This is a genomic window from Candidatus Magnetobacterium casense (assembly GCF_000714715.1).
GTDB classification, from domain to species: Bacteria; Nitrospirota; Thermodesulfovibrionia; order Thermodesulfovibrionales; family Magnetobacteriaceae; genus Magnetobacterium; species Magnetobacterium casense.
On record NZ_JMFO01000020.1, the window covers coordinates 1 to 15,235 of the forward strand.

Here is a 15,235-nt window from a genome sequence, read left to right on the forward strand (position 1 = left end):
CAACTTTTTGTCTACCAATCACATGTCCTTGGTTTTGAAGAGCAACAGCAAGATTACGAACACTCTTACAGGTCCACCGTAATGGAGACTCAGGGTCTCCTCGGGTAACCGGATCTACCAACCCCTCAATATCTACAAGCACGGATGGGTCTGTTTCAACAACCGGCTTGCGTCCACCTCCAGGTAAACGTATCTTCTTTTTCCCTTTTGAAGGTTTTTCCTTTGATTCAGCAATACGTCTAATTCCTTCATATATCGTTGTCCGCGAAAGACCAGTAGATCTGGAAACTGAAGTAACTCCTCCTCGTCCCAATGCCTCGGCTTCCACTGCAGCCCACATTCGTCTGCCTTGTTCGTCTAAAACATCTTTGAGTACTTCAAATTTTCTTTGTATCATAAGTTCGGTATCGCTTTGCACTTTTTGATCATAACATATTTAGACACCATTTGTACAAGTTATTTGTGGACAAATCCTAACGGTTGGGAATCCGTTGATCTTTCCTTTTCTGGAAGTTCTAGCAAAATCAAAGTCGCTGTTACTCCCAACTGTACAGGGACAACAAGTACTGCCTGGGATTTTTCAATCACAGCAGCTACCTGTCCAATAATACGACCAACCATGACAGTTATAAAATCTGGTACAGGGTCTGGAACAGTCTCTATCTCACCTGGTATACTTACCTGGAACGGTACTACTGGTACAGCGTCTTATGATGCAGACACGTCTACCTCTGTAACCCTCACAGCAACGCCAAACTCAGGCTCGACCTTCACCGGTTGGATTGGGGACTGCACAGGGACAACATCGACTTGCACGGTAACGATGTCGGCGGCAAAAAACGTGACGGCTACGTTTACTGGTTCAGCGTCGTCGTTGGCGCAGATAGTCGGCACGGTGTCTTACAATGGGGTTCCAGAAAAAGATGCGACGGTGGTGTTATGGAAGGCTGATCTTTCTATGTCATTAGATAGTTATAAAACTGGAAACGATGGGCGATATATTATAATCCACAACGAACCACTATCCTCTCATGTCATTAAGGCAGCCTCGTCTGATGGAAGTAAGGTTTATGAAGGCACTATTGGAAGTGGCTTTAATCGAACATGGCCAATAAAGTTATTTAACAATAAGAATAAACCGTTAATCTTTGTACCAGGTATCATGGGGTCAAGTGAGAGTGGATGGTCGGCTCAAGATTTCGGTTGGATGAACAATACGGTGAAGGTTAGACTTCCCGAAAAAATTTGTTCAAAATCCTTGGAAGTATTCGATCCAACCGTATTAGGAGTAGTTAGGCCTGTATCTTTTAGGGAATTCAAGGAGCTTTTTGATAAGAATGGATTCACTGTTTTTGAGGCTCCATATGATTGGCGGCTTTCTTTGGATGAGGCTGCATGTAACGGTAAAACGCCATGGGAGCATTATCTTAAACCCATGATTGAGAGGGCAAAAAAGTTGACAGGCTATACAAAAGTATATGTAGTTGCTCATAGTATGGGGGGACTTCTAACGCGAACATATATTCAAAGCAATAGTTATGCAAACGACATTGAAAAGTTTGTGATGTTAGAGACCCCTAATGAAGGTTCAGCAAACACGTATTTTCAATGGGAAGGAGGGGATCCCAAAAAGGCAGATTCTTTAACCACATATGGTATCTGGGATACAGCAGGAGGTGTCTTTACTAACATATATTACGATACAACAATAGAGAATTGTAACCGCATGTTAAAAGGAAACTGTAAAGCCTTGGACAACAAAACGTTAAAAATCTTTACCAGAAAACTTTTAAAGGGAATAGGAAATCTATTTCCAACCTACGATTTTTTAAAAGTGTGGGTTAATAAATCTACACCAGATACTACACCCGCAACAGGTTACGTTAACAGTTTTTTAAACAACCTTAACAGCAATGGCAATAAGGGGAGAATGATATCTAAAGGTGGTTGTCCCTCAACCGACCCTTCATGCGTTCAAACCGCTCTGTTTATGACAATTGACAAAACAACCGCTGAGTACATAAATGTTAAAAAATGTACAGGTTTGTATGAGGATGGATGTCCAACAAGTATAACAATAGGGACAACTAACGTGCCATTTATCCCCGAATTAGTAGCGTCCAATATTGGTGATGGTACCGTAGTTGCTGAAAAAGCGATAGATCCCTTAAAGGATATTGATTATAAACCAGGCAGTTACGGTACACATCCCGAGGTGCTTAAATCTGAAGATATGCAGAACGAAATCTACAAATATTTGACAGATATCAAAATTCCCCCCATACGCTCAATACCCAAAGCCGCAGCATCAGCCACAACACCTGCCACAACTTTTAGTCTTTACCTAACCGGTGGTGTCCAGCCTTACATGACAGACCCTCAACATAGAACTGAGGGACTAAACTTCATCACAAACCAAGTAGAGGAAAACATCCCCAACACCACGTTGAATCTGGGCGATTCCTCCTCATCCATCTTTATAAACAACCCCGTCAATGGAACCTACACCGTTGACCTCAAGGGCAGTGCCGGATTGTTTACCGTAAACGCAGCCTCTTTAAACATTTCAAACGGCTCAGGGGCCGAGGCCACAAAAAATGGCTTCTACAAAAACGGTACCTTCAATCTGTCAATTGCCCTTGACACCAACTCCAACGTATTAACCATCACCAGCAAGGTCGCACCCCCTACAAATATAACATCGCAAAACAGCAGCGGGAAGGCCCTGTTAACGTGGACTAAATCCACAACTGCCGGTGTTGCAGGGTATAACATCTATGGAAAAACCTTTGATCAGGAGGACTTCACCCTGCTTGCAAGCTCCGACAAGGATACTACGTCGTTTAACACTTATCATGACTGGGCATCAAGTGATACGGCAACCTTATGGTACTACGTAGTAACGGCATTTGATGTCGATGGCACCGAAAGCCTGTGGGATACATCCGTGGCAAACACAACCACCCTAAAGGCCGATTTCAGCGCCTCAACGACAACGGTTGTTATCAATACGCCCGTGACGTTTTCCGACCTCTCACTAGGGAATATCACATCATGGCAATGGGACTTTGAAAACGACGGGGTCATAGACAGCACATCAAAAAACCCGACAAATACATATACGGTCCCGGGTACCTATTCCGTAACGCTGCATGTAACAGACAGCGACGGCAAAACCGATTATTCCTCCAGGGGAGCGTATATAGCGGTTAATTCAACACAGACCACAACCTACGCCCTTACCGTAAGCAAGACAGGCAATGGTTCTGGCACTGTAACAGCCTCAACGGGTACCCTCACCTGGACCGGAACCACCGGCACGGCAACATACACCAGCGGGACATCCGTGACCCTGACGGCGGCGGCCGATACCGGCTCAAAGTTTGACAACTGGACAGGATGCGACTCCACAAACGGCAATCAGTGCACCGTTACAATGAGCGCCGCTAAGAACGTTACGGCAACCTTCTCCTCTCAGGGTCAAACTACCTACGCCCTCACCGTGACGAAGTCCGGCTCCGGCACGGTCACAGCCTCAACGGGCACCCTCACCTGGAGTGACAACACCGGCACGGCAACGTACAGCAGCGGGACGTCCGTTACCCTGACGGCAACTCCGACGCAGGACTCAAAGTTCGGGGGTTGGACGGGATGCGACTCCACCAGCGGCAACCAGTGTACCGTAGCGATGTCGTCAAACAGGAGCGTGTCCGTCAGCTTTACCCAGGGCGTCTGCCTGCTGTGCAGAATCCCCAGGATGGATTTTAACGGCAACGGCAAGAGCGACATCCTGTGGCGGAACATGTCAAACGGCATGGTCTACACGTGGCTGATGAACGGGATCAACATAGCAAGCGGCGATTCACCGGCAACGCTCGGCGACGAGTGGCAGATCGAAAGCATGGGCGACTTCAACGGCGACGGCAACACGGACATCGTCTGGCGTAACGCCTCAACCGGGATGGTCTACATCTGGCTTATGGGCGGGACAAACGTTGCAGGAGGCGGTTCACCGGCAACGCTCGGCCATGAATGGCAGATCGAAAGCATAGGCGACTTCAACGGTGATGGCAGGAGCGACATAATGTGGCGCAATACCTCAAACGGGATGGTCTACACGTGGTTCATGAATGGCGCAAACATAGCAGGCGGCGCCTCACCATCGTCGCTGTCACAACCATCGGCGGTTGACTCCGACTGGCAGGTCGTGAGTTCAGGCGACTTTGATGGCGACGACACCAGCGACGTCCTGTGGATAAACACCTCAACCGGGATGACCTACATATGGTTTATGAACGGTAAGGCCGGAGGTTCCCCGGGGACGGTTGGAACTGAGTGGCAGATTGCGTGCGTGAGCGATTTTAACGGCGATGGCAAGACCGACATCCTGTGGCGCAACATATCAACCGGCATGGTCTACATCTGGCTGATGAACGGTGCAACGATAGCGGGTGGCGGTTCACCGGCGACGGTTGGCCTGGAGTGGCAGATAGTCAACGTGGGCGATTTCAACGGCGACGGCAAGAGCGATCTCCTGTGGCGCAACACCGAAAACGACATGGTCTACACATGGCTTATGAACGGCACAACCATAACCGGCGGCGATCTGACGGCCAAGGCCGGCACGCAGTGGCAGATCATAAGCGTTGGCGACTTTAATGGCGACGGCAAGAGAGACATAGTCTGGCGTAATACCGCAACCGGAGAGATATGCATCTGGCTCATGGATGGTACGCAGTTGTCACTTGGCGGCTTACCGGCGGTGCTTGGTACGGAGTGGCAGATTCAATAGGCTGAAACCTGGGGGGCTGACGGGGCACCGTAAGAGAGAAAAGAAAGGGGCGGCTCCGCCTTCTTTTTCGCTCCAGGACGCTCCTGGCCCTTCAGAACCCCCTGCAAGGGAGCCAGCCCCCTTGACCCCGTAAAAATGCCATGTATTTTGTATTTAATCCAATCGAAATCTGCTATAAATGAGGATACCTTGAAACCACTATTTGTTTTCCAGGGTGATGACGGTTACCTCCGGGGGGGAGAACAACCGCATGGGGGGTCCCCAGGTACCGGAGCCTCTTGATACGTAGAGGTATGCGTCATCGCGGAGCCTTAACAATCCGGCGTGGATTGGATAGTGAAAATATGTCAGTATGCTGAAGGGGAATATCTGCCCCTTGTGGGTGTGACCGGAGAGTTGCAGAGCAAAGCCCCCGGCGCTGTCCGTGTCAACCGTTGGGCGATGTTTTAGCAGGATGGTAAAGTTCTGCCCCGGAAGCCTCGTTAAGACCTCTCTCTCTGAGGATTCATCGCCGATGGTGTAGTCACTGACCCCCGCAATGTTGAGAAAGCCCCCAACTGTCACGCCCTGCCCCCGCAGTACCGTAAAGCCGGCCTCCTGCGTAATCCTCACAGATTGGGTTGTGCCTGCATAAAACTCATGATTGCCCAGACAGGCAAACTTCCCATACGTGGCGGGGATTGAGCTTATATTGGCGGCAAGCACGTCGAGGTTGTCCAGTTGACTGTCAACGAAGTCCCCCGTGGAGACAAGCACGTCCGGTTGCTCTTTGTTGACGACGTCAAATATCCGCTTTAACCTGTCATGTCTCACGATAAGCCCAATGTGTACGTCCGATACCTGCACGACCTTGATACTCACACCCGCCGGTATCTTTGGGTGGCTTATGGTCAGGCGCTCCGTAGTGACATGAAGCGCCTCGAAATACGCATACACCGACAGCAGCAGCGATACCACCATTGGCAACATCACCATCCTGTCAAGTTTACCTCCAGCAGACATAAAAAGATTTATACCGAATCGGCACAGATCGCTAACGAACAACGCTGAAACGGCAATCAGCACAAACCCCATCCACAGATATCCCACGTGGGAGATGACAATAGCGGTTTGCTCGTAGCCGTGTCGTTCGGTGTAGCGCACAAGCATAGGGGCATTAATCATAAGGAGCGCCAGCAGCAAAATGGCCACCCTCACCACGGGACCCGGGTGAGTGCTCAGGGCAATCCCCCTCAGCAGGTAGTAGTGCATCAGCCCATATACGGAGAAGTATATGACCAAAAATGACTTCATCTGATAGCTCGCTTCATATTAAGGTTCTTTTATCACATGCAAGTAAAAGTTGCTATAAATAATTTCAAAGTTATGATATACTTCATATTATGATATAATAGTCATCGTGGATAATAGTAGTAGGCAAATTAACAAAAAAAATATATACATATAGGAGGTTGCAATGGCAATTGCTTTGTTGACGGCGATACACGTCGTTAGTGTTGTTATTTGGATCGGTGGTGTGGTGTTTGTTACAATAATCGTCTTTCCGATGATAATGAGGATGGAACAATCGTTTGAGAAGGTGATGTTTTTCCAGGGAGTGGAGCATCGGTTTGCCAAGATAGCGAAGATATGTGTCTTTTTTGTCGGCGTAACGGGGATGCTGCTTTTGATGATGACAGAGGAATACAAGAGCCTCTTTACCCTTCGCGGAATAGGTCCGACGATAATGTTGTTTGTGTGGACGTTCTATTTCCTTGTCCTGATGTTTGAGGCAAAAGTGTTTGCGAAGATATTCAGCGGTGAGGCACAGCACGATATGAATAAGGTATTTGGGCTTCTTACCAGATTCCACTATGTGGTCATGGGGGTGAGCCTTATGGCTGTAGCCGTCGGTGTTGGTGCCAAACATTACACTGCCTGAGCCGAAAAAAACTGGTCTTCTGCCTTTAGCGGGGCAGGAAGACCAGTTGTCTTGTTTATCGTCGTATAAAGCTATATCCTCATACCGCCGTCAACTTCGAATATCCTACCGGTAACGAAGTCGTTTTCAACGATGAATCTGGCGGTCTTTGATATCTCCTCCATCTCACCGAGCCTGCCCACGGGGATCTGGGCGATGATCTTGTCAAGGACGTCCTGTCTGATCTTGGCGACCATTTCGGTGTTAATGTATCCGGGGGCTATTGCCGCTACCCGTATGCCGTATCTGGATAGCTCCTTTGCCCAGGTCACTGTCATGCCGTCAACGCCGGACTTGGTGGCCGTGTAGTTGGTCTGTCCGAGGTTGCCCGAACGGCTGATCGATGAGATGTTGATGATCACACCCTTTACGTCCTTTTTTACCATATGGTAGGCAGCCTCTCTTGCGCACAAAAACACGCCCGTGAGATTGACCCCGATGACCTTTTCCCAGTTTGACATGGGGAACTTGGTTATTTCATCACCCTTCTTCCGTATAAACAGTGCATCCGACGTTATGCCGGCGTTGTTGATCAGGACGTCAGGGGCGCCGTGGGCGTCAACATACTTGTTAAAAAATGCCTCTACTTCGCTCTCCTTTGATACGTCAAGTATATCTCCCTCTATGCCGGTCTCTGCCTTGAGGGCATCGAGGTTTTCCTGCACCACATCGACAACGTAGGGCTTTGCACCCGCACTTTTCATATCAACGGCAAACTTCCTGCCCATGCCTCTGCCACCACCAGTGATTAATACGTTCTTACCCGCTAAATCCATAACCCTTAAATACCTCCTAATTATATTTAATTGTACTACTTCTCACAAAACAGCAGTATATTTGTGTCAAGGTTATATTATACTGCATTTAAAAAAAAATTCATAGTGGCCCAATTGCCTCATCTAAAATCTAAACGAAATTATAATAAACCTCGTATGTATCCTTTATAACTCTATCCTGAACTCCACGCCGCCGTCAATATTTATGGCGCTTATGGTGCCGCCGAACTCTCTCTCAAGCAGCATCCTTGCCAGGTACAATCCCAATCCGCTACCGGAGGCTACCGACTTTGTGCTGAAGTATGGCTCATATAGCTTGCTTATCGCCTTATCGCTGATCAGTCCGCCATTGTTGGACACTGTTATCACTGTCTTGTTGTCTTTTGTTGTTACATGGAGCTTGAGGTATGGGTTGTGTGGCTTGTTTGTAAGCAACGCTTCAATGCCGTTGCACAAAAGCTCGAGGATCAACACATTGGAAAACTGCCTCTTATTCCCTTCTGTCGTAATGTCCGTTTCGTACTCTTTTATAAGGCTTATGCCATTACAATTAAGGGTGTCCTTGACGATAAAAACAGCGTCATCAATGGCATCTGCTATGCTGAAGACCTCTTTTGGCTCTGTCTGCTTACAGTGTTGCCTGAATTCATCTATCGTATGAGACATTGACTTGATGACCTGCATTATATTGGCAACTGAATTGTTCAGCGTCTGTTCATCCAACTGCCCATCAATATATAGCTCAGGCAGTTCCTGCACATACAGACTTACGGCACTCAACGGTTGTCTCCAATGGTGGGCAATGCCGGCTAAAATTTCGTTCATAGCCGAAAGCCTGGCTATGGCAAGCATATCTGCGATGTATGCTCGCCTGTGATGAATCCTTGTTGCTACGTGCAGTAAGCCTGTCAGCAGAGTTAGCAAGTTAATCGGTTTGGTAACAAACTTATCAACCCCCATGTTAATCAACTCATACATGCAACTGTAATCGTCATGAGCCGTCGTTATAATCATCGCCTGCTCGGGGTTGATTGTCTTGATCTTACCGGTCAACTCAATGCCACTAAGTCCGGGCATCCTGATATCGCTTATAACTATATCATAGCACCTGTTCGTATACATATCCAATGCCTTAGCGCCATTGTCAGCAGTATTCACCACACCGAAAAACTTATTCAGGATGCCTGCTATATCTTCTCTTATGCCTTCGTTGTCCTCAACATACAGTACGTCCATATCCTTTGAGTACTTCTGCAGTTCGTCTTTTATTGTATATTCATCCATACTTGTACCTCTTATCTCCCTGCATTGTTGTGTTGCTCTTTTTTATCAGTATGATTCGGAAGCTCGATGATAAAACTCGCCCCGCCTTCTACGTTTTTGGCACACAGTTTACCATGACAGTGCTCCTCTATTATCATATTGCTCATGTAAAGTCCAAGCCCTGTGCCGTTAAGCTCTCCCTTTGTGGTGTAATAGGGTAAAAATATGTTATCAATTATATCGGGAGATATACCGCCTGCGTTGTCTGTAATCTCTACAACTACCCGGGCGTCTTTGTCATATATGTCTATAGATACCTTTGGATTGGCCACATCTTTTCCCTCAAAGGCATCCCTTGCATTTTCAAGGATGCTCAGAAACACCTGGACAAGCTCACTGACATAAGTCTCTATCCTGGTATCCGAGTGACATCTGAGGTCTACTTCAATGCCTTTGGTTTTATATTGTTCCCCTATGATGTTAAGAGCCTTTTGCATGACAGACTTGATATCCGATAACTCCTTGTCTTTGTCCGGCTTGAAGAAACCTATAAAGTCGCTTATTATCTGCGACAGATGATGAAGCATATCGTCTATTTTTTCAATAGCTGGCTTCAACACAGCTTCATTCAGGGTGCCAAACATCGTTTCAACTTTAAGCTTGTTTATGGATGCGCCTATCACAGAGATTGGTTGTTTCCATTGGTGGGCTATTATGCTTAACATCTCACCCATATGCGCCTTTCTCTGATTTAAGAGAAACACTTTATCTCTATGTTTCTTTTCGGTAATGTCATTGTGAAAAGCAAACAGCATTATCTCACCATCTAACTCTATACAGTTTACGCTTACTTCTACATCCACCCTTCTGTTATCCTTGTGTCGCAACACCGTCTCAAACTTTATGTGTCCATCGTGGATTATTTGTCTTATACGTTCGATGATCCCGGCATTTGTTTGCCCTACATCTATATCCGATACGTTCATACTGTACAGCTCATCAAATGAGTAACCCAACAGGTCGGAAAAGGCACGATTGACCTCTAGTATCTTACCTGCCTGATCAACTAGCATATATCCGTCCATTGAGACGTCAAGGATCATCTTGTTGCGTTTCAGCTCTTTCTCTCTTGCCCGTTCATCCTCCATTACATCCAATGCAAACGATATGTCCAGTGCAACCTCTTCCAATAGTTTAAGCTCATTGTCAGAAAAAAAGCCCTTTTGAGGAACGCCCAATGAAAGAGCGCCAATAGCAACCTCACGTTTTCTTATAGGAAACGATCCCAGTGAAAGGTATCCTTTCTCTAACGCCTCAGCCCTGCAAGCGGCTACTGCATGGTCTGTTGCCATGTCGTTACATATAAAAGTTGCATCATCCCTTATAACCGCAATTATCGGACATGTCCAGTGAGGTCTGTTTACAATGCAGCTCACGATATTGTTTAGCTCTCTCTCGTCTATCCCTGCAAATGCGATAGGTTCCACTGACTGCCTGTCCGGGCTGCTTAATCCAATCCAGGCCATTTTAAAGCCTCCATACTCTACACATATGCGGCATATCTCCTTAAACAATAACGTTGCATCTTTTGTCCGCACTATTGCTTGACTTACCTGACTTAAGACCGCATATAGCCGATTAGTACGGATAAGCCTTTCTTCAATTTCCTTGCGCACCGTGATGTCCTCTATCATTGTCAGGCCATACAACATTTGTCTTTTGTTGTCTTTGATTGTGCTGACTGTTGAGTTGCCCCATAAGACCTTGCCGGTTTTTGTTATGTAACGTTGCTCAATACGAAATAACTGAATTTCATTGTTAAGCAATCTGGTTACCATCTCCATACTTTTATCAAGATCGTCTGAATGCGTTATACCTTCAAATGTCATGTCTCCTTTTTCATCAGCGGTATATTGCAGCATCTCACACAACTTCTTATTGACGTCCAAGAACATGTGTTCTTTATTCCACAAGGCTATTCCAATCGGGCTATCATCAAACAACTTCCGAAAGCGTTCCTCAACTTCATGCTGTTTCTTTATGTAGTTGGTCTTTCGCTTCTGCCATACCAAACCAATCCCCATGCCTGACAGTGTCAATAATAAGCTGACTATTATTGACATATTCTTTGTTATCGTTACAATAGGTGCATAAATTTCATATTGGTCTACCTTGGAGACAATAAACCATGGCGTCCCTGTCACAGGCATAACCGCTGCCAGCACATGATGTCCCCTGTAATCGATACCTTCCACTATACCACGCTGCCCCCTTACTGCCATCGCAGCAGGCAGGTCATTATCACTTACAGGCAGGCGAAAAACCATGGCCGTACTCCTTATATGACGAAGCTCATTTAAAAACACCACTTCGCTGCCCTCACGACGGACCAATAAGGTCTCTGCCGTGTCGCTCTCTACAGGCCAGCCCTGAATCAACGGAAACAGTCCGTCATAAGGGTCGATATCTATTACAAGAGCGCCTGCCACACCACCTGCTATCTCTCCTGTAAACGGCTCTCTCTCTAATATAGGTACAACAACAGTCAATCTGATGGTATTGTGCGTATCCAGGTACAGGTCGGAGATTACTACGTCTTTTGACTTCATTGCACTTTTGAGGGAGGGTTCAACATATGTTTCTATTGAGTTACCTTCGGTTGTATTGGTTGCCTCCGTAGACAATACAACAGCGCCATTTTTATCCGTAAGCATTATCCTGCTAAACCGTTGCCCCCATTTCAGGGCGAGTAATCGCCTGTGTAGCATATCCCTTTCTGTGACTGATGATCTGTCACTAAGATAGGCGGTTGCACGCATGGCAAAAAACGGACTCTCATAGATATAAGCCGCATCTCCGAGACGTTCATTTCGCCATGTCACTATCTGTTCAACCTTGGTTTTTGTTATCGTTAATAATTGACGCCCAATATTTTCCTTGCTTTGTCTTTTCTGAATTTCAAACGAAACGTACCCCACTACGAGTATACAAATACCCAGGATAACAAACATCCATACTGCACTCCATCCTGAGACGCCTCGAACTTCGGTTGCTGCAGACGATTCCAGTTTCATAACAACCTCCTTATGCCTTTTATTTTAACATTATTTTTATTTATTTTGAAATGTATCGAATTGCCCTGCCCCCTGTCCAGGCTATTGACAAAGATGCCAGGTAGCAGGTATTATTAATGCTATGGTTAAAGAAGAAAAGTGTGGTGACTGTCGTCTGTACAATGCCGTCAAGCGGGTGGCCATGAAACCCGATGCAGTGAAACAGACCGTTGACGGATACAGGCATTACTATGATGGGTGCTGCAAGAGTAGTGATGGCCTCAAGGGACGGATACTCGTAGCAGACAAGATCGTGAATAAGTATTCCAACCTTGCTGCCTTGGTTGGTAGTGTTACGGCTATACCCAGCATTATCCCCGGGATTGGCACGGTGACGGCCATTGCCGCCGGTATGGCCGTGGACGTGGTTACTGCGATGAAGTACCAGGTGGACATGTGTCTGTGCCTGTGTGAGGCCTTTGGCTATGACACCTCGGCGGAGCAATCACGTCAACTGGCCTTTCTCCTGGCCGCAGCCGGTACGCTTGAAAAGGCCGGCTTGACACTACAGTCCAATTGCGACAACCTTAGCACCATACGACTGATAAAGAGTAATCTCAAGGGCGCTGCCATACAGTTGACCGGTGCAAACATCGGTATCAAGGTTGCCAGTGACGCAGGTGTCACCATGATACAGCACTACCTGCAAGGGGCGGCCTTACATATCTTAAAGGACCTGTTTAGCCGTATAGGCATCAACTTCACCAGAAAGGCCGTAGAGAAGTCCTTGCCCTATGGGGTGGGGGTCGTCCTCGGTGGCACGCTCAATTATGCCCTGACCAAGTATGTCGGTGTCACCGCCAAAAACTGGTTTGTCATCGAGCAGGCAAACCAACAGCAACAATCCAGCGCACTGACTCTCTGTGCAGTGCCACAGGCTGGCTGTTAAAAAACTTGTTCTAAACATCCAGCACCCCTAAAACAACCGGGACCATGCAGCCATCGCCATTGCACTAACTCTTGCTACATGTTTCTTCTGTATAGTTCATGATAACTTATGAAAGGGACAGCTCGCCCCTCACTGCCCCCTTAACTTGATAGTGGTGCTACCGTTAGAATCTCTTTCTGCGTGCTGGTATTCTTGATGGCGCTCTCCGTGGCGCCTTTGGCCTTGTTGTCTTGTGCATGATGCGTTCAACCTCCCTGGTGCTCAGACCTATCCTGTTTGGGCCTGCCACCTTTTGCTTGTCCAGAAGCATGGAGAGCGCCTTGCACGCTATCTGCGTACAATCCATGTCCTCAGACAAACGCTGGATGATCTCAACGGACTCATCGCAGATGTGTTTTTGAGTGAGGTTGTCTACGAGGGTGTTTTGATGCCGCCTCTTGGCCTGTGTGATGGTTGGCACCTCCTCATAGATGATCGGGGCACCGGAGAATTCCATAATACGCGTTAGCTCCTTGAACTCCAACGGTGTGACCAGCGTGATGGCAATGCCCTTTTTTCCAGCCCTGCCCGTGCGCCCAATGCGGTGGACATAGCTGCCCGGGTCAAAGGGGATGTGGTAGTTAAATACGTGAGAGACGTCGGTAATGTCCAACCCCCTGGCTGCCACGTCGGTGGCTATCAGCATGTCGATGCGTCCACGCTTGAAGTTGTCCATGGTGGTGTTTCGCTGGAACTGCTCCATGTCCCCATGCAGCGCCTTTGCAGAGTAGCCGCGCGATACCATTGTCGTTGAAAGGAGGTCGGTCTCCTTCTTGGTGCGACAGAAGATAAGGGCCTTGGGGGGGGCCTCCGTGTCTATGAGCCTGACAAGGGCCTCCTCACGCTCACGCTCATCTATCACGTAGTATCGCTGTTCAATATCGGCGTTTGTTGCCAGGTCCTTGGGTGTGACGTCAATAGTGACCGGGTCCTTGAGGATCGACCGGGCCAATCTCGCAATAACGGGTGGAACGGTCGCCGAAAACAACAACGTCTGACGCCTGTTAGGAAGGTACTCAAAGATGGCCTCTATGTCCTCGATAAAGCCCATATCCAGCATCTCATCGGCCTCGTCAAGGACAACGATGCTGGGATTGAATCCCTTCAGGCGCTTGCTCCTGAGATGGTCCAGGAGTCTTCCCGGGGTGGCCGTGACCACCTGTGCCCCACGGTTGACCAAATCCACTTGCCGGCTGATGGATTGCCCCCCGTATACCGCCACCGTCTGGATGGAGGCAAAGCGTCCCAACCGATACAACTCGTCGCTGACCTGGGAGGCAAGCTCACGCGTGGGGATTATCACCAGTATCTCCACCTCTCCGGTGTAGTTGACCATCTGCATTGCCGGTAATCCAAAGGCTGCCGTCTTGCCAGTACCCGTCTGTGCCTGCGCTATGACATCGCGTCCCTGGAGGATCACCGGTATCGCCTTTTCCTGGATCGGGGATGGTACCTTGTAACCAGCCTCTATGACCCCCTTGAGGATGTTCTTACTAAAGCCAAATACCTCAAACTCATTTTTTATTTCTTGTTCCATATCCATTTATGTGCCTTCTATTCTTTAATTTGCCTAATTATGCCCCAGAACCTTATGGTCCAGGCATAGGTGGCATTGGTATTGGGGGCGTGCCGGGAGGTGTGTTCATCCCCGGAGGTGCCCCTTGTTGTGGATTGCCCTTTTGTGGTACCGGTGGTGATGCAGGTGATATACCTGTGCGGGGCTTCTTCTTGCTGTGGTCTACGACCATGTATCTTAAGGTCTTTTCACCACTGACGAACTCAACGTATTCAGGTGTTATAATCTGTAACGTGTAGCCGCTGATTGTATCTCCCTGGTGGAGTCTCCTTTGTCTTGTCCCCCTGCCCTGCGTGCTGTAGGGATTTTTCTTGTCCTCAACATAGACTGTTGTGGCGTTAGGATACATCAGTATCCCATACACTGTGAACTCAGGCGGGGGTGCCTGGGCCTCTGGCGGCGTCTTGGCGGGTAAGACAAGCTTTCTGTCCTGGTGAAACAGGTTCTTGTCCGTGATAAGCATATAGCTGCCCCTGTCCTGTAACTGTTGCCCCTCCTGTATCTTTACCTCCTCATGTTCCAGAGGCTCAACCTTCTTCATGGCAACCCTCACCGGGCGCTTCTCCTTATAAAGCCCCTGTTCGTACATCCCAGCCATCACAAGCAATACGATAAGGCCAACATTGAGCAGGTTGAAATGCCTCAATACTCTCATAACTTATATCATAGCACTTCCGTAAAGATTAGCGCAATGATTTAGAATTCGCTTTGAAATACGTGGTTATTTTATGGGGTCAAGGGGACTTCTTCGTGCCCGGGGTGGCTCACCCCTCCCCTTGCGGGGGGTTCTGAAGGGGCCAGGTGCGACCTGGAGCGAAAAAGAAGCG

10 protein-coding genes and 1 pseudogene are annotated in these 15,235 nt (G+C 47.9%); 4 read left to right on the forward strand and 7 right to left on the reverse strand.

Annotated elements, in window-relative coordinates; all coding sequences use genetic code 11:
* Positions 1–397 (reverse strand): ISAzo13-like element transposase-related protein (locus Mcas_RS10770; RefSeq protein WP_040335555.1); only part of this gene is annotated, 397 nt, incomplete at its 3' end.
* A gap of 222 nt (positions 398–619) precedes the next feature.
* Here Mcas_RS10770 and Mcas_RS19260 point away from each other — a divergent pair.
* Positions 620–1,612, forward strand: a pseudogene (locus tag Mcas_RS19260) (lipase/acyltransferase domain-containing protein); the annotation flags it as partial.
* A gap of 318 nt (positions 1,613–1,930) precedes the next feature.
* Positions 1,931–4,792 (forward strand): FG-GAP-like repeat-containing protein, encoded by a 2,862-nt coding sequence (locus Mcas_RS16820; protein ID WP_235203388.1) that lies wholly within the window; start codon positions 1,931–1,933, stop codon positions 4,790–4,792.
* Positions 4,793–4,990: 198 nt separating this feature from the next.
* Here the strand turns inward: Mcas_RS16820 and Mcas_RS10785 are convergent, their stop codons facing one another.
* A complete protein-coding gene (locus tag Mcas_RS10785) occupies positions 4,991–6,085 on the reverse strand; it encodes a metallophosphoesterase (RefSeq protein ID WP_040335557.1) in 1,095 nt (364 codons plus the stop codon).
* A gap of 163 nt (positions 6,086–6,248) precedes the next feature.
* Here Mcas_RS10785 and Mcas_RS10790 point away from each other — a divergent pair, with 163 nt between their 5' ends.
* Positions 6,249–6,713, forward strand: coding sequence for a hypothetical protein (locus Mcas_RS10790; protein ID WP_040335558.1), 465 nt, complete (start codon positions 6,249–6,251; stop codon positions 6,711–6,713).
* 71 nt (positions 6,714–6,784) lie between these two features.
* Here Mcas_RS10790 and Mcas_RS10795 read toward each other — a convergent pair whose 3' ends face one another.
* The 3 genes from Mcas_RS10795 to Mcas_RS16825 form a co-directional block, all read right to left on the reverse strand.
* A complete protein-coding gene (locus Mcas_RS10795) occupies positions 6,785–7,528 on the reverse strand; it encodes an SDR family oxidoreductase (protein ID WP_040335559.1) in 744 nt (247 codons plus the stop codon).
* 165 nt (positions 7,529–7,693) lie between these two features.
* A complete protein-coding gene (locus Mcas_RS10800; RefSeq protein WP_040335560.1) occupies positions 7,694–8,812 on the reverse strand; it encodes an ATP-binding response regulator in 1,119 nt (372 codons plus the stop codon).
* 11 nt (positions 8,813–8,823) lie between these two features.
* The gene (locus Mcas_RS16825; protein WP_052567204.1) at positions 8,824–11,865 is read right to left on the reverse strand and encodes a PAS domain S-box protein; all 3,042 of its coding nucleotides are present in this window, start codon (positions 11,863–11,865) and stop codon (positions 8,824–8,826) included.
* Between the two features lie 121 nt (positions 11,866–11,986).
* Between Mcas_RS16825 and Mcas_RS10810 the strand changes: the two genes are divergently transcribed.
* Complete coding sequence (locus Mcas_RS10810; protein ID WP_052567205.1) at positions 11,987–12,793, forward strand: hypothetical protein; 807 nt, start codon at positions 11,987–11,989, stop codon at positions 12,791–12,793.
* A gap of 163 nt (positions 12,794–12,956) precedes the next feature.
* Here Mcas_RS10810 and Mcas_RS10815 read toward each other — a convergent pair whose 3' ends face one another.
* Positions 12,957–14,369 (reverse strand): DEAD/DEAH box helicase, encoded by a 1,413-nt coding sequence (locus tag Mcas_RS10815; RefSeq protein WP_052567224.1) that lies wholly within the window; start codon positions 14,367–14,369, stop codon positions 12,957–12,959.
* A gap of 52 nt (positions 14,370–14,421) precedes the next feature.
* Positions 14,422–15,063 (reverse strand): hypothetical protein, encoded by a 642-nt coding sequence (locus Mcas_RS10820; protein WP_156033319.1) that lies wholly within the window; start codon positions 15,061–15,063, stop codon positions 14,422–14,424.
* Positions 15,064–15,235: the final 172 nt, after the last annotated feature.

Coding starts and splice junctions, on each gene's coding strand:
- Mcas_RS16820 (WP_235203388.1), top strand. CDS start 1,931: ATGATATCTAAAGGTGGTTGTCCCTCAACCGACCCTTCATGCGTTCAA.
- Mcas_RS10785 (WP_040335557.1), bottom strand. CDS start 6,085: ATGAAGTCATTTTTGGTCATATACTTCTCCGTATATGGGCTGATGCAC.
- Mcas_RS10790 (WP_040335558.1), top strand. CDS start 6,249: ATGGCAATTGCTTTGTTGACGGCGATACACGTCGTTAGTGTTGTTATT.
- Mcas_RS10795 (WP_040335559.1), bottom strand. CDS start 7,528: ATGGATTTAGCGGGTAAGAACGTATTAATCACTGGTGGTGGCAGAGGC.
- Mcas_RS10800 (WP_040335560.1), bottom strand. CDS start 8,812: ATGGATGAATATACAATAAAAGACGAACTGCAGAAGTACTCAAAGGAT.
- Mcas_RS16825 (WP_052567204.1), bottom strand. CDS start 11,865: ATGAAACTGGAATCGTCTGCAGCAACCGAAGTTCGAGGCGTCTCAGGA.
- Mcas_RS10810 (WP_052567205.1), top strand. CDS start 11,987: ATGGTTAAAGAAGAAAAGTGTGGTGACTGTCGTCTGTACAATGCCGTC.
- Mcas_RS10815 (WP_052567224.1), bottom strand. CDS start 14,369: ATGGAACAAGAAATAAAAAATGAGTTTGAGGTATTTGGCTTTAGTAAG.
- Mcas_RS10820 (WP_156033319.1), bottom strand. CDS start 15,063: ATGAGAGTATTGAGGCATTTCAACCTGCTCAATGTTGGCCTTATCGTA.